This is a genomic window from Lysinibacillus sp. EB271-A1-10B, from assembly GCF_058791335.1.
This window is the reverse complement of the sequence record NZ_JBYTDL010000001.1, coordinates 491,243-511,067: the sequence shown is the minus strand read 5'-3', so window position 1 is coordinate 511,067 and position 19,825 is coordinate 491,243. Positions and strand designations below refer to the sequence as shown.

At 35.8% G+C, this 19,825-nt stretch carries 18 protein-coding genes; 11 read left to right on the top strand and 7 right to left on the bottom strand.

Annotation, left to right across the window (positions count from 1 at the left end):
• Positions 1 to 167: 167 nt before the first annotated feature.
• The 4 genes from AC3WSK_RS02385 (at position 168) to AC3WSK_RS02370 (ending at position 7,134) form a co-directional block, all read left to right on the top strand.
• A complete protein-coding gene (locus tag AC3WSK_RS02385) occupies positions 168 to 3,221 on the top strand; it encodes an efflux RND transporter permease subunit (RefSeq protein WP_492411680.1) in 3,054 nt (1,017 codons plus the stop codon).
• An 18-nt stretch (positions 3,222 to 3,239) separates the two neighbouring features.
• On the top strand, positions 3,240 to 4,325 hold the full coding sequence (locus AC3WSK_RS02380) for an SDR family oxidoreductase (protein ID WP_492411678.1): 1,086 nt from the start codon (positions 3,240 to 3,242) through the stop codon (positions 4,323 to 4,325).
• A 585-nt stretch (positions 4,326 to 4,910) separates the two neighbouring features.
• Positions 4,911 to 5,672, top strand: a complete 762-nt coding sequence (locus AC3WSK_RS02375) for a TerC family protein (RefSeq protein WP_492411676.1) — start codon at positions 4,911 to 4,913, stop codon at positions 5,670 to 5,672.
• A gap of 106 nt (positions 5,673 to 5,778) precedes the next feature.
• Entirely contained in the window at positions 5,779 to 7,134 is a 1,356-nt protein-coding gene (locus tag AC3WSK_RS02370) for a TrkH family potassium uptake protein (RefSeq protein WP_427481935.1), read from the top strand.
• Between the two features lie 301 nt (positions 7,135 to 7,435).
• Here AC3WSK_RS02370 and AC3WSK_RS02365 read toward each other — a convergent pair whose 3' ends face one another.
• From AC3WSK_RS02365 to AC3WSK_RS02355, 3 genes are all read right to left on the bottom strand, one after another.
• Entirely contained in the window at positions 7,436 to 7,711 is a 276-nt protein-coding gene (locus AC3WSK_RS02365) for a hypothetical protein (protein ID WP_427481937.1), read from the bottom strand.
• 305 nt (positions 7,712 to 8,016) lie between these two features.
• On the bottom strand, positions 8,017 to 8,283 hold the full coding sequence (locus AC3WSK_RS02360; protein ID WP_492411673.1) for a hypothetical protein: 267 nt from the start codon (positions 8,281 to 8,283) through the stop codon (positions 8,017 to 8,019).
• 789 nt (positions 8,284 to 9,072) lie between these two features.
• Complete coding sequence (locus tag AC3WSK_RS02355) at positions 9,073 to 10,812, bottom strand: B12-binding domain-containing radical SAM protein (RefSeq protein WP_079559635.1); 1,740 nt, start codon at positions 10,810 to 10,812, stop codon at positions 9,073 to 9,075.
• A 199-nt stretch (positions 10,813 to 11,011) separates the two neighbouring features.
• Here AC3WSK_RS02355 and AC3WSK_RS02350 point away from each other — a divergent pair, with 199 nt between their 5' ends.
• Complete coding sequence (locus tag AC3WSK_RS02350) at positions 11,012 to 12,487, top strand: PAS domain-containing sensor histidine kinase (RefSeq protein ID WP_492411670.1); 1,476 nt, start codon at positions 11,012 to 11,014, stop codon at positions 12,485 to 12,487.
• A gap of 119 nt (positions 12,488 to 12,606) precedes the next feature.
• Positions 12,607 to 13,053, top strand: a complete 447-nt coding sequence (locus tag AC3WSK_RS02345; RefSeq protein WP_079559637.1) for a MarR family winged helix-turn-helix transcriptional regulator — start codon at positions 12,607 to 12,609, stop codon at positions 13,051 to 13,053.
• Between the two features lie 305 nt (positions 13,054 to 13,358).
• Here the strand turns inward: AC3WSK_RS02345 and AC3WSK_RS02340 are convergent, their stop codons facing one another.
• From AC3WSK_RS02340 to AC3WSK_RS02330, 3 genes are all read right to left on the bottom strand, one after another.
• Positions 13,359 to 14,063 (bottom strand): DUF8580 domain-containing lipoprotein, encoded by a 705-nt coding sequence (locus AC3WSK_RS02340; protein WP_079559638.1) that lies wholly within the window; start codon positions 14,061 to 14,063, stop codon positions 13,359 to 13,361.
• Positions 14,064 to 14,126: 63 nt separating this feature from the next.
• Entirely contained in the window at positions 14,127 to 14,741 is a 615-nt protein-coding gene (locus tag AC3WSK_RS02335) for a CPBP family intramembrane glutamic endopeptidase (RefSeq protein WP_427481943.1), read from the bottom strand.
• An 81-nt stretch (positions 14,742 to 14,822) separates the two neighbouring features.
• The gene (locus tag AC3WSK_RS02330) at positions 14,823 to 15,011 is read right to left on the bottom strand and encodes a YkvS family protein (RefSeq protein ID WP_053483503.1); all 189 of its coding nucleotides are present in this window, start codon (positions 15,009 to 15,011) and stop codon (positions 14,823 to 14,825) included.
• A 125-nt stretch (positions 15,012 to 15,136) separates the two neighbouring features.
• On the opposite strand from AC3WSK_RS02330, the gene ykzS reads away from it, so the two are divergent.
• From ykzS to AC3WSK_RS02315, 3 genes are all read left to right on the top strand, one after another.
• Entirely contained in the window at positions 15,137 to 15,325 is a 189-nt protein-coding gene (gene ykzS, locus AC3WSK_RS02325) for a protein YkzS (RefSeq protein ID WP_492411666.1), read from the top strand.
• 92 nt (positions 15,326 to 15,417) lie between these two features.
• Positions 15,418 to 15,594 (top strand): aspartyl-phosphate phosphatase Spo0E family protein, encoded by a 177-nt coding sequence (locus tag AC3WSK_RS02320; protein ID WP_079559641.1) that lies wholly within the window; start codon positions 15,418 to 15,420, stop codon positions 15,592 to 15,594.
• 331 nt (positions 15,595 to 15,925) lie between these two features.
• Positions 15,926 to 16,792 (top strand): NAD(P)-dependent oxidoreductase, encoded by an 867-nt coding sequence (locus AC3WSK_RS02315; protein ID WP_492411664.1) that lies wholly within the window; start codon positions 15,926 to 15,928, stop codon positions 16,790 to 16,792.
• A 196-nt stretch (positions 16,793 to 16,988) separates the two neighbouring features.
• Here the strand turns inward: AC3WSK_RS02315 and AC3WSK_RS02310 are convergent, their stop codons facing one another.
• Positions 16,989 to 17,381 (bottom strand): DoxX family protein, encoded by a 393-nt coding sequence (locus tag AC3WSK_RS02310; RefSeq protein ID WP_079559643.1) that lies wholly within the window; start codon positions 17,379 to 17,381, stop codon positions 16,989 to 16,991.
• A 158-nt stretch (positions 17,382 to 17,539) separates the two neighbouring features.
• On the opposite strand from AC3WSK_RS02310, the gene AC3WSK_RS02305 reads away from it, so the two are divergent.
• Positions 17,540 to 17,857, top strand: coding sequence for a winged helix-turn-helix transcriptional regulator (locus AC3WSK_RS02305; protein WP_079559644.1), 318 nt, complete (start codon positions 17,540 to 17,542; stop codon positions 17,855 to 17,857).
• A 627-nt stretch (positions 17,858 to 18,484) separates the two neighbouring features.
• A complete protein-coding gene (locus AC3WSK_RS02300; protein ID WP_492411661.1) occupies positions 18,485 to 19,813 on the top strand; it encodes an MFS transporter in 1,329 nt (442 codons plus the stop codon).
• Positions 19,814 to 19,825 lie beyond the last annotated feature (12 nt).

Here is a 19,825-nt window from a genome sequence, read left to right as displayed (position 1 = left end):
GTAGCGACAGCAACAACAAATGTTTTATCTGTGCGAAAGCGTAGCGGCAGCTACAAAGCGCCCAGTCGGAACGGAAATCAACCACACGTTATGGTGGTGCCCAATTTATAAAATATTCACCTTTTCGGGTATTATAGAAGGGAAGAGATGGAAAAGGAGCTTATAAAGTGAATATTAGTAATTTTTCTATTAAAAGGCCTGTTTTTACAATAGTTACAATGATATTAGTCATTATTTTGGGTGGCGTTTCATTATTAAAAATACCTATTACGCTTATTCCTGAGTTACGTCCACCAATTGGCATCGTTGTTACCTCTTATCCTGGTGCAAGTCCGACCGAGGTTAATGAAAAAATAACGAAGCCATTGGAGACAACGCTTGCCACCTTACCAGGGATTAAAAAACTACAGTCTACCTCTCAAGAAGGATCCAATTTAATTGTTCTCGAATTTGATTGGTCAACCAATATTGAAGATGCTCAGCTCGATATTTTACAACGCATCGACATGACCCCTTTACCGAATGATGCTGAGAAACCTAGCTTTTTAAAATTTGATCCATCTCAGTTTCCTATCATCCAACTTTCACTACGGGCGGAAAATGACCATGTAGATGTGCGTTTACTGGCAGAAGCCTTGGAAAAGGAACTTCGTCGAACTGCTGGTGTCGCGAGTGTAAATATTTCCGGTAAGCTAGTCGAAGAAGTTCAAATAACTTTAGATGAATCGAAGTTAGTTGAAAAAGGATTAACGCAAGCAGATGTTATTCAAATTATTCAATCGAACAATGTTTCCCTTCCTGGTGAACCCGTATTAACAGCAGATGGAAAGATGTTAACAACTCGTATTTTAAGCACATTAAATTCACCTGAAAGCATTGCAGATTTAATCATTTCGGTAAATCCACTAGATGGTAAACCATTAACAGTTGGAGAAGTAGCAACTGTTGAACGCACGGAGCAAAAATCTATAACTACGACACGTGCAAATGAGCATCCTGCAGTATTAATGTCTGTATTACAGGAATCAGGCGCTAATACGGCAGAAGTATCCAAAGCTTTTAAAAAGGCTTTAAATGAATTATTAACGAAGAAGCAATATGAAGGAATCGTTGCAGATGTGCTAGTGGACCAAGGGAATTACGTAGATTTAGCGATAAGCAATATCGGAACTTCTTTACTTCTAGGTGGATTATTCGCAATGTTCGTGCTATTTGTCTTTCTACGAAGTGTGAAAAGCCCTATTATTATTGGAATTGCGATTCCGTACTCGGTTATTGTTACATTTGTTTTAATGTTTTTCGCCAATTTCTCACTCAATATTATGACATTAGGGGCGTTAGCACTTGGCATTGGTATGCTTGTTGATAATGCTATCGTTGTTATAGAAAACATTGAACGACATTTAGGACTTGGCAAGGACCCTATCGAAGCAGCTAAGGATGGGACAAAGGAAATGGCGCTTGCGATTACTGCGTCCACACTCACAACAATTGCTGTATTCATTCCTGTAATGTTTATTAAAGGATTAATAGGGCAAATTTTCACAGAATTTGCTTTAACTATTTCTTTTAGCTTAATCGCTTCTTTAGTCGTTGCGTTAACGGTTGTCCCAATGCTTGCAAGTCGTCTTTTAAAAATGAAATCAATCAATGTTTATGAAAAACGAAATGAATCATCCTTTTACAAGAGCTACAAAACATCAATTATTTGGGTATTGCGTCACCGTATGCTTGTACTAATCTCAACAGTTGTCTGTTTTGGACTTGCCTTGTTTGGACTTATGAAAATTGGCACAGAGTTTTTACCGCCAACCGATGAAGGATTTGCATCCATAAGTGTAAATCTTGAAAAAGGGATAGCCGTATCAGAAACAGAAAAAGTGGTTGCGAAAATTGAAGATCGTTTGAAACAGGAGAAAGATGTTGACGTATATGTTAGCTTAATCGGTGGTACACAGCAAGCGCAAGCTCGGGGACAAACAAGTGCCAACCAAGCTGAGCTATATGTAAAGCTTGTCCCTTTAGCAGATAGGGATCGTTCGATTTTTGAATTTGTAGAAGAGGTTGAAAAAGATTTGCATGCAAAGCTAGGGGAGCAAGTTGAAATCAACTTCAATGTCTCAACGACAACAGGTTCGTCACCAAATACATTAACGTTTAGGTTAACAGATTCTGATGAGCGAAGACTTCATAGCTCTGTTGATAAAGTGCAGCAGGAGCTATCAAAGGTGAATGCTATCACAAAGGTATCTACGGATTTAGATATCACTGTAAAAGAAATTCAAGTCGAAGTAGACCGTGAAAAGGCGAAGGACTACGGATTTGTGCCTGCACAAATTGCTCAGACGGTCAATCAAATGACAAAGGGTCAGCTAACTACGCAATTAATGGCAGAGGATGGTGCTGTATTGCCTGTTTATACAGGCTTTGGACAAGTGTTTAATGATAGTATCGAGTCATTAAAATCGATGCAGCTACGTTCACCTGCAGGTTTATTTGTAAAACTAGAGGACATTGCAACTGTTTCTGTACAAGAAGGGCCAGTATCGATAAGACGTTCTGATCAGGCTGCTGCTGTTGCATTTTTTGTTGAATATAAAACGAAGGAATCGCTAGGTGGCATCTCGGCTAAAGTGGACAAAGCATTGGAAAAAGCGGATTTGCCTACTGAAACTCAAATTGTCTTTAGTGGAGATCGTGAGCTTTATGATAGTGCGATTAATGATATGCTTTTAGCAGTTGCGTTAGCGGTCGTACTTGTATATATCGTGATGGCCGCACAGTTTGAATCTTTTAAATATCCATTCGTTATCATGTTCACAGTACCTTTAATGATTATTGGTGTTGCTATTGCTATGTTTGCTACGAACACGCTAATTGGTGTGACATCTGTTATAGGCATCTTAATATTAGTTGGAATTGTCGTGAATAACGGGATTGTTCTTGTAGATTACATTAATCAACAAAAAGCTAGAGGACTGGCAACGTATGATGCGATTGTACTTGCTACACAAGATCGACTTCGACCAATTTTAATGACTGCACTAACAACGATTTTAGGATTGCTACCACTTGCTCTTGGCATCGGTGAAGGAACAGAGATGAATAAACCGATGGGAATTGTCGTAATCGGAGGGCTAGTGACATCCACTTTATTGACATTATATATTGTACCAATCGTGTACAGTTTAATGGATAAGACAACAAGGAAGATGCGGTAAGTTCAGGGGGGATGAGAGATGGGGGTTCATTTTTTTACAGGCTTTCCGGGTTTTATTTCAAGTCAATTAATACGAGAGTTATTTCTAAAAAATCAATCACAAGAAGTCATCGCTATTGTTTTAGCTGGGGAGTTAATAAAAGCAAATTTAGAAAGAGAACATATTTTAGCGGAGTTTCCTAACTGTTCTATTCGTATTGTAGAGGGAGATATTACATTACCGAATCTCGGTCTAGAAAACCAAGCTGTACAGGAAATTGTACCTCAAATAAAGGTGCTCTGGCATCTAGCTGCCATTTATGATTTAGCCGTGCCTCGCGATATTGCATGGAAGGTAAATGTACATGGTACGACTATGGTCAATGACTTTGTTCGCACACTTCCGAACTTAAGACGCTATATGTATTTCAGTACAGCGTATGTCGCAGGAATACGTGAAGGTGTTTTGCGAGAAACTGAATTAATTCGCCCGCCTGCATTTAAAAACTATTATGAGGAAACAAAGTATGAAGCTGAGCATCGAGTAGAAGATTTGAAATCAGAAATACCACTGACAATTATTCGACCTGGTATCGTACGTGGACATTCAGAAACAGGAGAAACGATTAAATTCGATGGACCTTATTTCTTTTTAAATATGGTGGATAAATTAAAATGCCTACCTTTTATTCCGTACATTGGTCAATCGAAATCAACAATAAATGTAGTGCCAGTGGATTACATTATAAAAGCTTCGACTTATCTAGTTGATGAAAGATGTGCTGAAGGTAAAACTTTACATCTAACGGACCCAAATCCACATCCGATGCAGGAAGTGTATCGGACGATGGTAAAGTTATTAACGAACCGTTATCCTAAGGGACGATTACCGCTAACACTAGCAAGACTATCTTTACAAGTCCCACTTCTTCGAAAAAATCTAGGTGTTGAGCAAGAAACTTTAGATTATTTAACTTGGGATGCTAAATTCGATACGTCGGAAGCAATGACTATTTTGAAAATAGGTAATATTACATGCCCCGACTTTATACAAACTATGCCTAGAATGATTGAATTTTATTTAGCGCATAAAGAAGATAAAAGCTATCAAATTCAAATAAAGTGACTTCAAGTAGTGGTTTGCTAATTGAGAGTTGATGCAATCGGCTATAGATTTATTATTGACTGATAAAAGCATTTTTGGTTTATATTTTGCTAATGAATGCCCATTTTAACTGATTGTAGCGTAGGGCTACTCGACTCTCGCGGAAAAGCGAGACAGACGAGACCCTGCACGGAGCGAAGCGGAGGAAGCGGCTCAACGCTCGCCCGCAGGAAAGCGAGTAGTCCGTAGCGGAAATCAGAGCCTATAGTAGGGTAGAATAATTTTGCCACTCATATATGATAGTGCTATAATGAGTTTTACAGAAGAAGAACCTTCGACGTTTTGTCAAAGGGGAGTAGCTAACAGATACGAGCGATGTATCTGGATTACATTCGTCATGACATGGTTTTTACCATCGGGTGTGATAAGCGATTAACTCTATGCTTGCGGTATTCATTCCACTAGTAAAAGAGAGGTACTGATGAATTGTCAGACATTTATTTGCTTAGCGAGACCTTTGCCTTTTAATAGGGCAGAGGTCTTTTCTTTTGTACTCGTATAGTAATAACTAATTTGGGTATACAGAGCTTTAGAGGGGGCACATGAATGGAATCAATTGTATTAGAATACGGTTGGGTACTTATTGTACTTGTAGTATTAGAAGGGTTATTAGCAGCAGATAATGCAGTAGTAATGGCTGTGATGGTGAAGCATTTACCACATGAGCAACAAAAAAAGGCACTGTTTTATGGATTATTCGGTGCATTAATTTTCCGATTCTCAGCGCTTTTTGTCATTACAGTATTAGTGAATTATTGGCAAATTCAAGCATTGGGAGCAGCTTATTTATTATTCATGTCCGCCAAAAATATATATGATTTGCGCCATAAAAAAGACTCAAAAGAAGAATCTAGTGAAGAAACGAGAAAAAAGGGCTCTGGTTTTTGGATGACAGTGCTTAAGGTAGAGGCAGCGGATATTGCATTTGCTATTGATTCTATGCTTGCTGCAGTTGCCATTGCGGTTACTTTACCGAAGGTAGGAAGCTTTGATATTGGTGGCATCAATGGTGGACAATTTATTGTCATGTTACTTGGTGGGTTTATCGGAGTGATCATGATGCGATTTGCGGCACAATGGTTTGTGAAAATATTAAATGACTATCCTTCACTTGAAACAGCTGCGTTTTTAATTGTAGGTTGGGTAGGTGTAAAGCTTGTTGTGCTGACTTTGTCGCATGAGAAGGTGGGTATTTTACCTGCAGAATTTCCACATTCAACTGTGTGGGAGTTAACTTTCTGGATCGTACTATTGGGCATCGCATTAGTAGGTTATTTAGTAGGAGTTCGTTTTAAAAATAAAGCTTAATATCATTTAGAGGGATAGTCGTAGCTATTCCTCTTTCTTTTTTTAAGTATTTTTCCTATACTAATATCTATCGAGTTTGGCATCATATTAGGAAGGGGTTTTCAACGTGCCCTGGAAAAGATCAAAAAATAGACTTGTTACACCTTTTCAGGTGCTTGTCTCTTATTATTTTATAGCTATAGCGATTTCCTTCCTGTTACTACGGCTACCAGGCGTTCATCAAGAAGGTGTACACGTTTCATTATTAGATAGTTTGTTTACGGCTGTAAGTGCAGTTAGTGTAACGGGTTTAACAACATTCGATATATCTGAAAGCTACACAACATTTGGCCTCGTGATGGTACTTGTCATTTTACAACTTGGCGCAATTGGCATTATGTCACTTGGTACCTTTGTGTGGTTACTAGTTGGGAAAAAAATAGGTATGCGTGAGCGTCAGTTGATTATGATTGACCATAATCAATACAATTTGTCAGGGGTTGTCCAATTAATTCGCGAAATATTGAAAATCTTAATCGGTATTGAAGTGATGGGTGCGTTTATTTTAACGTTGCACTTTACAAACTATTTCGATACTTTCGAAGAAGCGTTGATTCATGGTGTTTTTGCCTCCGTTTCTGCTACTACAAATGGTGGTTTTGATATTACAGGCATGAGTTTATTACCGTTTCATAACGATTACTTTGTACAAATAATAACGATGTTATTAATCGTGCTAGGCGCGATAGGCTTCCCAGTATTAATTGAAGTGAAATCTTTTTTACTTCATCGCCATGCAAATTTCCGCTTTAGTTTATTTACAAAAATAACGACCTCCACATATGCAATTTTATTTGTGGTAGGGGCTCTCGTAATTTTATTGCTTGAATCATTCCATTCCTTTAAGGGAATGTCTTGGCATGAAGCGCTGTTTTCTGCAATGTTCCATTCTGTTTCAACACGATCAGCTGGACTGACGACGTACGATGTTACAACCTTTAGTGAAGCGACAGATATTTTTATGAGCTTTTTAATGTTTATTGGTTCTTCGCCAAGTTCAGTTGGTGGAGGGATACGTACAACAACGTTTGCCATGGCCATTCTATTCCTAATTACCTTCTCACGAGGAAGAGAGGATATTCAAGTATTCGGACGTGAAATACATTTAATCGATGTATTCCGCTCGTTTGTTGTTATTTTATTGGCATTCTTTATGGTTTTAGTTGCAACAATTATTTTACTTATTACTGAGCCACACGCATCACTGATTCAAATAATTTTTGAAATTACATCAGCGTTCGGAACATGTGGGATGTCTTTAGGGATTACCTCGGATTTATCGGTATTTGGTAAAATTATTATTATGATTTTAATGTTTGTTGGTCGTGTCGGTTTAATCTCCTTCCTTTACACTCTTGGTGGTGGTGGTAGAGGCAAAAAATCAAGTTATCACTATCCTAAGGAACGAGTAATTATCGGGTAAATACTAGATCATTGATATGAATGACTTTTATGGGATTCAATCAATACTTGAATAGCCCCTACAACTAAGATTGAAATAAAAAAAGAGCTAATTTAGTAACGGGTTCTGTTTTGAAGTACAAAAAGCAAAATCGCAGGTTAAAAAGACAATTAATTAGCATATTAATATTAAAAGGTACTGCGAATTCGCAGTACCTTTTTTGTACAACTGTGTCTGATATTTTGTGAATCAAAATTTAACTAAAGCGCCCCATTAGTTCAATAAGAAAACAGCTTTATTCTTTATCTTTCTTCTAATATTCTTATATAAATTCAAACGCAAACATTAAACCTAAAGGGATAGTTAACCAAAGCAGAGAATTGCTCAATATAATTTTAAAATAGGAAGTATTTTCTAATTTGTCTTTGGAAACGAATCTCCACATCAACAGTGCACCAAGAGCCCATACCGGTATGACTAAAAAGAATTCTGGCGTCAAAGTATCAGATTCACCTAACGCTCCTTCTGCAAAAAACCAAGAAATAAATAATGCAACAAAACCAGTAAATATAACATTACCTATAACAATTGATTTCATTTTTAATCCTCCTTTCTCTTTGTGTAAATAAAATACTTTATTCACCAGTAGATTCACATATCATTCTTACTTAACTATCCTGCGTCGTTATTTCAACAAAGAAAGAAGAGCTGCCTATGCGACTCAATGATCTTCAAGAAAAGCACCCCGTTAGCCCTCCATGAATCGCAAAAATAAGTACTTCACCACAGAAAATGAAAGATGATTAAGTTCTTTCCTGGAAGTTTAAGAGGAAAATTTTAAAAATAATATAACCTTTTATCATTTTCCGACAGAAAACTCTCACTTCTATAAGTGGGAGTAGTTCAAGTTTCGCCCATAAACACAAGTAGTACGATTGACAATGAAACACCAATGACATAAATCCCAAAAACAATCATAGGGGAATACTTCCAAAATCCTTTTTCTCTTTTTTTAAAGCTCTGAATACTAAATATTATTCCTATGACGAACATAATAGCCCCAACAAAGAATAGCCAAGCAGTATTAAGTTGAAAGTAATAAAAACATGCTACACAAATAAGTCCTACTACTGAAAATAATGTTGATAATATCCCTTTTTTACTGAGCATTGTTTACCCCCCTCCTTAATTTCTACAATTACTATAAGGACGAACGAAATGAATGGAGGTTCCAATTTTAATTAATTTTACCATTTAAAATCTACAGAATCCATTACTGCTTATTGAACAAACCTGCTCCGTCGGTTGAATATAATTCCTTGCCAGATTATGTATTTCCATCGTTATAGAACTTTCTATAATGTAACTTTATTAATGCGATTTGATATACCAATTCGTATGAAAATTGTTAAAAAGCCGCTTTGTATCAATAAAAAAAAGACATCCAAATCATTTCGATTTGATACACTTTTTATAGTGTTTTTTTAGTTTTGTACTCAAAAACAGGACCCGTTACTAATTTAGCTCTTTTTTTTATTTCCATACTATTTTCCGGTTGCCAATAAGTTTATTGAACGAGGATTTTAAAGGGTATCTTAGTAGAAAATCTATTCATAAAGAGGGATTTAGATTGCGTAATTGACTAGAAACTGCCTTTGACACACAATTGTCGAAAAATTTTAAATTGTTTTTTCCTGGTTATTATGACTATTTAATAGGTAATTTTTCCAATTAATGGGTATCGATGCATTGATATTTTCGAACTAAACTTTTTTAGGATAATAGTAATACATCAAAGAACATCTGTTAAGTGTAATAAAGCTACGATTTCTGATTGCTATATATTTTATGGAAATGTAATTATATGGATTGCATTTAAAGGTTCCTGAAAGATTTAAGAGTTTTTAATGTATGAAAAAACGCTAGTCCTAAATTTAATTAATGGACTAGCGTTTCTTATTATAAAGAGTCGATTGTTGCAAAGTATGGTGCTTGACCGTGACGGAAGTAAGTTAAAAGATAGCCATTTTTTTGTACAATTTTGCCTTTTGAAAAATTTTGGTAATCAATGTGATGCGGAATAATAAGCGTATGTTTAAACAACTCTTTTTCGGATAGATTGAAGTTGGCAAATGGCTCACCTGCGATGGCAGGGTTTTCACGTAATGCCGTATAAAGTGCTTTTTGTTGCTCCTCAGTAGGACGCTCCTTCCACCATAATTTACGCGGCTGGAACTGTTGAGCCATTAAATAATCTAGTTGCATTAGGCTTTGAATGATAGTTAAATCAGCACCTTCAACAGTTTCTAAAAACATTAATAAACGAAGGAATAAATCCTCAAGCTGATGTCCGATACGTGACCAACCTTTAGTTTCCCAATAAGTACCGAAGTTTTGGAAGAAATCAAATGGTGTTTCAAACACTTCAGTTACTAAATATTCAATCGTATGATCCAAACGGTGATCGTTCCAGTATTTCTCAAGCACGTCCTCTGCATGTTTAATGCGCACGATATCATCAAATGTTAAGACATTATTAGAGAAAATCTCGTAAGGTGATTGGTCCACATACGTATAGCCATATTTTTCAGCCTCTAGACGAAGGCCTGTACCACGCAGAAGCTTAAGGAATCCAAGCTGTAATTCTTCTGGGCGCATTGCGAAAACGTCATTAAAGGTTTGTCGGAAGCTTGCATAATCCTCCTCTGGTAAACCAGCGATTAAATCTAAATGCTGATCAATCTTTCCACCTTCTTTGACCATCGTCACTGTACGTGTTAGTTTTTCAAAGTTTTGACGGCGCTTCACGAGAGTATTTGTTAAATCGTTCGTTGATTGAACACCGATTTCAAAACGGAAAAGACCTTTTGGTGCGTTATCATTTAAAAACTGGATAACCTCAGGACGCATAATATCAGCGGTAATTTCAAATTGGAACACAACCCCTGGCTTATGTTCATCGATTAAAAACTGGAACATTTCCATTGCATAGCTGCGACTTATATTAAATGTACGGTCAACAAATTTAATAGTACGTGCACCGTTGTCCATCAAGAATCGAATATCTTCTTTTATTTTTTCTCGGTTAAAATAACGAACCCCTACTTCAATAGAAGATAAACAAAATTGACAGCTAAATGGACAGCCGCGACTTGTTTCAATATATTGGATTCGTTTGCTTAGATGAGGGAGGTCCTCCTCGAAACGAAATGGACTTGGCAATTCACGTAAATCAATTTTTGATGCTTGTGCGTGAATTCGTACTTTACCATCTTCTAAGTAGCAAATCCCTGGAACATCCTCCAATGCAATTTCTCCATGCAAATGGCGTAGTAATTGTTTAAAGGAAGTTTCTCCTTCACCCATAATAATGAAATCAACCTCTTCAATTTTACGTAACCAATGGTGGGAATCGTAAGAAACTTCAGGTCCGCCGAGCAAAATTTTAACATTTGGGCAGACAGTTTTTAACATTTTGATGACGTGAATAGTTTCTTCAATATTCCAAATATAGCAGCTGAATCCTACAATATCAGGGTTTTTTTGGAATAAATCTGATACAATATTAAAAGCAGGATCTTTAATTGTATATTCTGCAATGATCGGATTAAATTCTGGTAAAGCAGCACCTTTTAAATAACGTAGTGCTAAATTTGTGTGAATATACTTTGCATTTAAAGTAGTTAAAATAGTATTCATGAAATAATCTTCCTTTCAATTTCTAATTGTAACAGTCAAGTAGCTGTCAAACAATATAATCCTTTTTGCCTATTTATTTTGTGAACAGTTCGTGAAATAATTTTAAATACTTAAATTTACTAAATTTTGTAATAATAGAATCGTGCAGTCATAAAGTATAGTAAAGGCTCAAAATTCGAATAAGGGGTTTTTTACTCTATTGAAAGGTTCGGTGAGAAAGTTGAAGCAAAATGATATTAATCAATGTTTTGGAAATCTTATGACAAGTACTTCGTCACCAACACTTATTCTTAATAAAGTAGGTAAAATTTTAAACATGAATGAGGCTGCAATTAAACTGTTTAACCTCAATTCATCGTATATAGGTTATTTAACAATGGACGAGTCCTCTAATTTAAATTGGGCAAAATTCGTTAAACAATTACAAAGTGATTTGAGATCAGAAGAAATCTTTAATATTCAAACAGCTAGTAATGAGTTTGAAATGATGTCTTTCAAATGTTTTTATGATCCGAACACAGAAGAAATCGTTGCGCAAATTTCAACATTAAATAATGACATAGCTCATGAATTATATGTTAGCCAAGAGCAAGAGAGATCACAATCTTTCCATGCTTATGACCACTTACCGTACGCTGTTATTATAAGTGACGCTAGTGGGATTATTCTTGGGCTAAATAAGTATGCTGAGATGTATTTAAAAATAGAAAAATCACAGCTTCTTCATAAGGCACACCAGCACATCTTTGATACGTTTACACTTAAGAAAGGCCAAATTACTTCATACCTTTCTAAATTGATGGGTGAAAAACATGCAAATATTCATGTAGTTGATGAAACGCAAGTTATTACCCCTTGCTATTATGAAATTTCAAGTATATATGATGAATACAACAATATTATTGTCACAGTCATTAATGATGAAACAGAAAAGAAACAACTTCAACATAAAGTTGAACATCAGCAAGCTTTAAATGTTGTCGGTCAAATGGCCGCAAGTATCGCCCATGAAATCCGTAATCCATTAACTTCTTTAAAGGGCTTTACCGAATTATTAAAGTTAAATGCTGATGAAGAGTCCAGTATGTATTTATCTGTCATCGATAGTGAGCTTCAACGGATGGAACAAATCTTATCCGAGCTTTTAGTATTGTCCAAGCCAACAAGCATGAAAGTAGAATTATTAGAGCTAAATAACATTGTGAAGCAAGTGATTGAGTTTATGCTTCCAGATGCGCTTATGAAAAATATTATGATTCAATACATTTCTCCTTCTACACAAGTATACATTGGTGGCAATGAGAATCGCTTAAAGCAAGTATTCATGAATCTTATTAAAAATGCGATGGAATCCATGAATAATGGTGGAACGATCACAGTAGAAATGACTGCTGACTGTGCAATTGCTGAATTACAGATTAAAGACGAAGGTGTCGGTATGGACAGTGCTACCCTTCAAAACTTATTCCAACCTTTTTACACGACGAAATCAGCAGGGACAGGACTAGGCCTTGCTTTTGTGAAAAAGGTGATTGAAGAGCATGAAGGTGTAATAGGTGTGAGTAGTGAATTACAAAAGGGGACATGCTTCCACTTACAATTCCCCATTTACTCATTTAATCAGGTGGATACAATGGATGTGTCCACGAAAGATTCTGCTTATTTAGTAACATAAAAAGAGTCAATGTGTACCGTAAACGACATATGAGGCTTAAAATCAAATAATGCTTTTGACAATGCTTTTCTAATATCGCTATAATGGCATGTATAAAAGCGAATTGAAAGGAAAAGGATATGACGTCAGAAGATATAAAGCAATCATTAAAATTATATATCGTATTATCACGTGCACATAAAGCAATCAATGAGACAACCCAACAATTTTTTCAAGAGAATGGACTAAATCCTACTGAATTTGCTGTCTTAGAGCTTCTTTATCATAAAGGAAGACAGCCATTACAGCAAATTGGCAATAAAATTTTGCTTGCTAGTGGGTCTATTACGTATGTCATTGACAAACTTGAAAAAAGAGGATATTTATTACGTGTTTCATGTCCGTCAGATCGCCGTGTTACGTATGCAGAAATTACGGACAAAGGTGAAGCATTTATGGCGGAACTATTTCCAAAGCATGAGCAGCATTTACATGAATTGATGAGTGTGCTATCTATTGAGGAAAAAGATCAAGCTATCACTTTATTAAAAAAATTAGGACTGTCTATTAAGGATTTGTCTTATTAAAAAGGGTTGTCTCAATGAATTTGAGGCAACTTTTTGTGTTGAACAAAAGGCTTTTAGGGAGAGAACGCAGTGAATCTTAAATTTGATTCTAGACCCCTTGGAGATTATAGGTTATGGAGAAGGGATGAAGTGAGCGACAAAAGTATCCTGTCCTGCGTAAACGCCCTTGTAAACGCTCCTAGCCGTCCATGGCACAATCCGACCAATCGGAAGGGAAATGAGCCTCACGCTAAGGTATAAACCGTATTAAAAATAACAAAAAGACTGTAGAGCAAACAAGTTTGTCTACAGTCTTTTTTGAATCATTATTTTTTAGAAATAGTTGCAGCCATTTTAAACATAGCATCAGTTAAATCTAGTTCTTCGTTATCGTGAATAGTTAATTTAATAATTAAACCGTCTTTTTCAAAAACAACGCCGATTACTTTTTCTTTGTCATCAACAAAATTTACAACATAACCTTCAATGTTTTTAACACCCTTAAATGGAGCTAGATCCTCAGAAGATAAAGCTGATGGTTCACCAACAGCATTCATATAATCTTGCATAGATTTTTTTACTTCATCATAGCTTGATTGTGAAACATCTTCGATACGCATGAATACTTCAGCATTTTCATTAGAAATTAACATGTCTTTACCAGGTTCTTCTTGAGAAAGTGTAAATCCAGGTAGTTGTTGCATTTTATAGCCTTGATCAGCACTTTTCGATTCGCTTGCTGTTTCAGTTTTTTCTTTGCCTTTTTGTATATAGTTAACTTCTTGTTTTGGTGTATTTGCACTATCTGTAGTGTCAGTTTTGTCTGTAGTATCTTTATCTGTTTCATTTGTAGGCGTTTCTTCTGAGCCATTTACAGTTTTATCCTCAGCTGATGGTTTTTGCTGTTGTTCAGTATTTGATGGCTCATTTTTTTGAACATCAGAATCCTCTGTTTTATCAGATGTATTACATCCTACGACTAAAATGGCTGTTAGTAATAATGCAGGTAGAGAAATTAATTTTTTTTGCATGAAAAGCCCTCCTTTTATTATCAAACGTTGGTAAAGAGAAAATGTTTCCAAATTTTAATGCTATTATGTTAAAGGTAACACTAAAAATAAGAGTAGTACAAAGACTACATGGGATACAATAACCAGTGGCATACTCTTACGCCATTCATATAACAAGCCCCAAATAATGCCGGTTACAAGTGCAGCAACCATACCAAGCATAAAGCCGCTTATTGCAATAGAGATTGCACTTAGAATCGCTGTTACAATGACTGCTAAAGTAGGTTTCATAAAGCGTTTCAGCTGTTGTTGAACATAGCCACGCCAAAAGAGCTCTTCACCAATAGCAACAATGAATACAAGTAGTATATAGTGCCAAATAGTCTGTGGTCCATAATTTGCTAAAAACTTTTGTACTGATTGTACCAATGAACCATTAATATGTGGTGCTAGCCAATAGCCAAAGCGTATAATACCGTATGTTATTGTACCGTATCCAATACCGAAAAGTAAAAATTTCCATGTCGGTAACTGATCCTCAATTTTTCCAGTTAAAATGGCAATGGCAATACATACAAGTAAAGTAAATGCATATAGGTGCCAAAATACAGCTTGGTTAGCAAAGGTAAAAGCAAGCATGCCATAAACGAATAATAAAGAAAGGAGCAATATTATTGTTTGTTTCGAATTTGTAAGCATTATTCGACCTCCATGCTTTTAATTTTATCAAAAAAAAAGTCCCTTATCATCTATAAAGACAAATAGGGACTATTCAGACTATTAAGCTTCATTTGTATATAAAATTTTGTAACGTTTATGATTGACGACCGTCTTTTCTTCAATTTCAAGGGAATCGAAATTCTCCATGTATGTTAAATCAACGATCACCGAATTTTCATTTACTTTTTCGACTATACCTTGTAAGCCGTCTTTAAACTCGATAATATTTCCAACTTCAGCTATTTTCACAGACAGTCAGCTCCTTCATCGACTAATAATATACAGTTTGCATGAAAAAATGGAAAACGTAAAGCCTTTTTTGAATAATTCATAATTAATTACACAGAATGCTAAAAAAGAGAGGAATGGAAAAAATGGAAAAATACGAAAATACGCTTAAACAATTACAAAACGGGGAATTAAAAAGTATAGAAATAGATAAGGAACAATTTTATGAGTTCCGAGAAGTACTAGTAAAACATCCTTTATTTAAACATTATAGAGGTGAGGCCAAACAAAATGGACGCGTAATTTATACTTATCAAGAAATTCCAAGAAGCTGATTTGTCGAACATTGTCGTAAGTTAATGCTGTAAGAAATGAAATATAAATGTATAATAATGGTATGATTATTTGTGTGTGGAGGGTTATATGAATGGTCAATCTACTCTTGAAACAAATGGAACAAACTCGTGAGATGATGATTCGCTCAGGTGTAGAGAACGGGTTACAAAATGCGAAAACCATTCAACTGAGTCGCAGATTAGATCAGTTAATGAATACTTATTATAGACAGACAACATTTGAAGAAGAAGAGCGTCAAGAAGATTGAAAGAATGTTCCAGTATTCAGAGTATAAACTTTTTAAATAATATGTTTAAAAAGCATTTGGTGGGGAATACTTATTTTGAACACAGCAACATTCTCATTTCCCCTTTAGAGCAGTGATACCCCATCAACTGCTCTCTTTTTTTTGTCTTCATAACGTTAAGGAAATTGATTTACTCGTATATATGCAGCGCTTAAAGTTTTTAGTACAAGTTAATAAGAGAAGTTTGAATTATCGCACTTATTAAACTACACTTATAGATAAGAATAAGTGCTAATGATTGATCAATTAAAAAAAATCAATCATTGCCTTGATCACAAAGGAGTATGTACATATGGGAAAAGAAGGTATTGCATTTGTCGGCACAGGCGTAATGGGTGCTAGTATTATTAAACATTTATTAAAAAATGGTCATGAGGTTACAGTTTTTACACGTTCAAAGGAGAAAGCGGAGCCACTCTTGGCGTTAGGTGCAACTTGGGCAAGTACACCAGCAGAAGCATTTAAACATAAGGAAATTGCCTTTACGATGGTTGGATATCCTGCGGACGTAGAGGAAGTTTATTTTGGAGATAATGGATTATTTCAAACAGCCGAATCTGGCAATATCGTTATTGATATGACCACTTCCGAGCCAACATTAGCAAAGAAAATTTTCGAACATGCTCAAAAAATTGGAGTAGAAGCGCTGGATGCACCTGTTTCTGGAGGAGATATTGGCGCTCAAAATGGGACATTATCAATTATGGTTGGAGGTAGCCAAGCTACATTCAATAAGGTTTTACCAATTATGAAACATTTCGGTGAAAATATTGTTTATCAAGGAGAAGCTGGTGCAGGGCAGCATGCTAAAATGTGTAATCAGATTGTTATTGCATCTGGAATGATTGGTGTGTGTGAGTCACTGGCTTACGGTTTAAAGGCGGGACTTGATTTACCGACAGTATTGCAATCCATTTCTTCTGGTGCAGCAGGCTCTTGGTCGTTAAGTAATTTAGCCCCTCGCATGATCAAAGGAGATTACGCACCAGGCTTTTATATTAAGCATTTTGTAAAGGATATGAAAATAGCATTAGATGAATCTAAAAAAATGGGGATTACATTGCCAGGTATAACACTCGCTTATGATATGTATGAAAGGCTAATAGAAGAGGGCTACGGTGAAAACGGTACTCAGGCACTTTTAAAGGCCTATCATTAAAGATTAACAAAACGAAGAATCATAATTTTAGAAAGCCCGAAGTATCATCTTTTGAAAGGATGAGCACTTCGGGTTTTCTTATATAAAGCAGCTCATTAACAATACTAAAAATAGCATGCTTGTTGGTTCTGCCCGTAGACAAGTGGATAAAAATGTCTAATCAATACACTTGAGAAAATAGTTAACTACGGCAGCATTACTCTTTATCAAAAAGTTTTGCGTCTAAAGAAAAACTAGATGCCCCTGCAAGTGCAAAGTATAAGGCCATTGCCGCTAAAGCTAAATCAAATTCATATCCGGCTAAGCCGTTTTCTCCGATAAAGCCAACGCTAAGCTTCGCTGTGAAAATAGCAACGATCATTGTTATTGTCAATAAAGCACCGATAAGTCTTGTACCTAAGCCTAAAATAATGGCTACACCACCGACTAGTTCTATAATGGCAACAATATAAGCCATGAAGCCTGGAATACCAATGGCATCAAAATAATCAGCTGTGAAGCCGATACCTCCCTGAAACTTTTGGAAACCGTGAGTTGCAAAAATAATGCCAAGCACCACACGTAAAATAGTTGAACCGATATTTTGCATAGTTAAATAAACTCCTTTTGTTTTTTAGCTTACATTTCGTAACTTAGTTTATTTTTAAAAACAACTTTTGTCAAGTAACTAAATTTTATTTTTGAAAATGATTTTCGAAAAAATGATATACTCTTATATAAGAACAAAACACATTGGAGGCAGGAAAATTGGATCAAAAAAAAATTTGTCCACGATTTGAAAAAGCACTAAAAATATTAAATCATAGCTGGAACACCCTGCTTATTTATCAGTTATTGGAAGGTCCTCAACGATACTCAACGATAAAAAATAATGTGGGTATTAGCAGTCGTGTGTTAACGGAAAGATTAAAAGAGTTAGAGATTGAGAACATTGTGGAGCGCACAGTTATTCCATCAACACCAGTAGTGATTGAATACAAGCTAACAGAAAAAGGACATGCACTTGCACCGGTCCTTAAAGCAATTGAACAATGGTCTTCTATGTGGGTGAATATAGAAGAATAGTAAGAAGGATATCCAAGCGAGGGGGCTTGGATATTTTTTTAGAGTTGAACAATGGTCAAGGAAAATGATGCTAACTACCGTTCCTCCATCTTGTTGTTGCTACTGTCGCTTCGCACATAAAATACATTGCTGAAGTTTTTTTAGTTTTATTAATTAGCTTTCATACAAGATGATACATGTTATGTGAAGTGATTGATCTTCGTTACGACTGGGCGACTCCTCGGGGATCAGCGATATAGAGGAACGAAGGCTAAAAGCATCACGTCCTGTGATAACGCCTTCGTGACCAACATCCTGTTGCCCCAAGCGGCTCATCGGAAGCCCCCAGAAAAGCGCCCAGTTGGAACGGAAATCAATCCCACGCTTTGCGGAAGAATCATACTTTACTCAAAATTTAATTAACAAAATAGTTTTCAAAAAACATATTGATATCCAAGCGTGGAGAGCTTGGATATCTTTTTTATTATGAGTAGCTCGCAGCAAAGGTGGAGATTCGTTCATTTTAGAGTGTTAGTTAAATAAAAATGCATGTATATTGTAAATAGTGTTAATTTTCATTAAATAAAAGGTATTTTTTATTACATGAGGGAATTTATTTAATAATATAGAGAATGGGAGGAGGGTTTTATGAAGCGGAATTCAACAGTAGACGTTCAGCATCGGAGTCAGTTAGCACTTTATTTATCATTGCCAATTTTGTCGTGGGCATTTTATGATTTTGCGAATACAATATTTTCTTCAAATATTAATACGATATTTTTCCCGTTTTATATGGATGAGGTTTTAGGGACGAATGAGGTAATGCAGCAAGTGGCAAGCACGTTTATTTCTTATGCGAATGCGATTGCTAGCCTGTTCCTCGTTGTTTTTTCGCCACTTTTTGGAGTATGGATTGATCAAACAGGCTATAAAAAGAGATTTATAGTATGGTTTGCATCTATTTCTATCTTCTTTACTTTTATGATGGGGATTTTTGCGAATTTACAGACGCCAACAAATTTTTCAGGTGTGCCTCTTAGTTTGTTTTTAGTTGTAGCTAGTTTTATCATCGCAAAATTTTTCTTTAATTCCAGTCTAGTATTTTATGATTCCATGATGGGAGATTTAGGGACAAAAGAGGAAATGCCCCTTATTTCTGGCTATGGGGTAGCGATTGGGTATCTTGGTACAATCTTGGGACTACTTGTTTATTTGTACGTAGGAAACAGTGGTTTCCATCGAGCATTTATTCCGACTGCCATTTTATATTTATTATTTTCTTTGCCATTATTTTTTATTAATAAAGATACACCAATATCAGCGTCTCAACGAAAGCCTATTAAATTTTTAGATGGGTATAAGGAAATTGTTCAAACCTTTAAGGATATGAAGCAATATAAAGCTATTTTCACCTTTATGATTGCTTACTTCTTTTTAAATGATGCAATTGCAACAACTATTGCAATGATGGCTGTATATGCAACAACAATCGTAGGCTTTACTTCAGGTCAATTTATCGTGCTTTATTTAGTGTCTACGGTGTCAACTATTATTGGCTCTTTTGCATTTGGTTATATTACAAAAGCAATCGGAGCCAAACGTGCGATAACCATGGTGGCAATATTAATGATAGTTGCTTTAGCATTTGCTGTTTTTGCGACTGAGCAATGGATGTTCTGGCTTGCAGGTAGTATGTTTGGCGTATCGCTAGGATCCATGTGGGTAACATCTAGAACATATATTATTGAATTGTCTCCAGAAGAAAAACGGGGTCAGTTTTTTGGCTTATTTGCATTTTCGGGTAAAGTATCCTCCATTATCGGGCCAGCAGTCTACGGAACCGTTACGTTATGGATGAAAGAATATGGAACGCTAGCAAGTCGTGTTGCGTTATCGACATTAATTGTGATGACGATAATTGGCCTATTGATACATTTAAAAGTCAATGGCTCAAAAGTTGGAGATGATATTAGATAAGACATATACGCA

Bases quoted from the DNA above. Each gene is read 5' to 3' on its own strand.
- AC3WSK_RS02380 (WP_492411678.1), top strand. From the start codon at position 3,240: ATGGGGGTTCATTTTTTTACAGGCTTTCCGGGTTTTATTTCAAGTCAA.
- AC3WSK_RS02375 (WP_492411676.1), top strand. From the start codon at position 4,911: ATGGAATCAATTGTATTAGAATACGGTTGGGTACTTATTGTACTTGTA.
- AC3WSK_RS02365 (WP_427481937.1), bottom strand. From the start codon at position 7,711: ATGAAATCAATTGTTATAGGTAATGTTATATTTACTGGTTTTGTTGCA.
- AC3WSK_RS02360 (WP_492411673.1), bottom strand. From the start codon at position 8,283: ATGCTCAGTAAAAAAGGGATATTATCAACATTATTTTCAGTAGTAGGA.
- AC3WSK_RS02355 (WP_079559635.1), bottom strand. From the start codon at position 10,812: ATGAATACTATTTTAACTACTTTAAATGCAAAGTATATTCACACAAAT.
- AC3WSK_RS02345 (WP_079559637.1), top strand. From the start codon at position 12,607: ATGACGTCAGAAGATATAAAGCAATCATTAAAATTATATATCGTATTA.
- AC3WSK_RS02340 (WP_079559638.1), bottom strand. From the start codon at position 14,063: ATGCAAAAAAAATTAATTTCTCTACCTGCATTATTACTAACAGCCATT.
- AC3WSK_RS02335 (WP_427481943.1), bottom strand. From the start codon at position 14,741: ATGCTTACAAATTCGAAACAAACAATAATATTGCTCCTTTCTTTATTA.
- ykzS (WP_492411666.1), top strand. From the start codon at position 15,137: ATGGAAAAATACGAAAATACGCTTAAACAATTACAAAACGGGGAATTA.
- AC3WSK_RS02320 (WP_079559641.1), top strand. From the start codon at position 15,418: ATGGTCAATCTACTCTTGAAACAAATGGAACAAACTCGTGAGATGATG.
- AC3WSK_RS02315 (WP_492411664.1), top strand. From the start codon at position 15,926: ATGGGAAAAGAAGGTATTGCATTTGTCGGCACAGGCGTAATGGGTGCT.
- AC3WSK_RS02310 (WP_079559643.1), bottom strand. From the start codon at position 17,381: ATGCAAAATATCGGTTCAACTATTTTACGTGTGGTGCTTGGCATTATT.
- AC3WSK_RS02300 (WP_492411661.1), top strand. From the start codon at position 18,485: ATGAAGCGGAATTCAACAGTAGACGTTCAGCATCGGAGTCAGTTAGCA.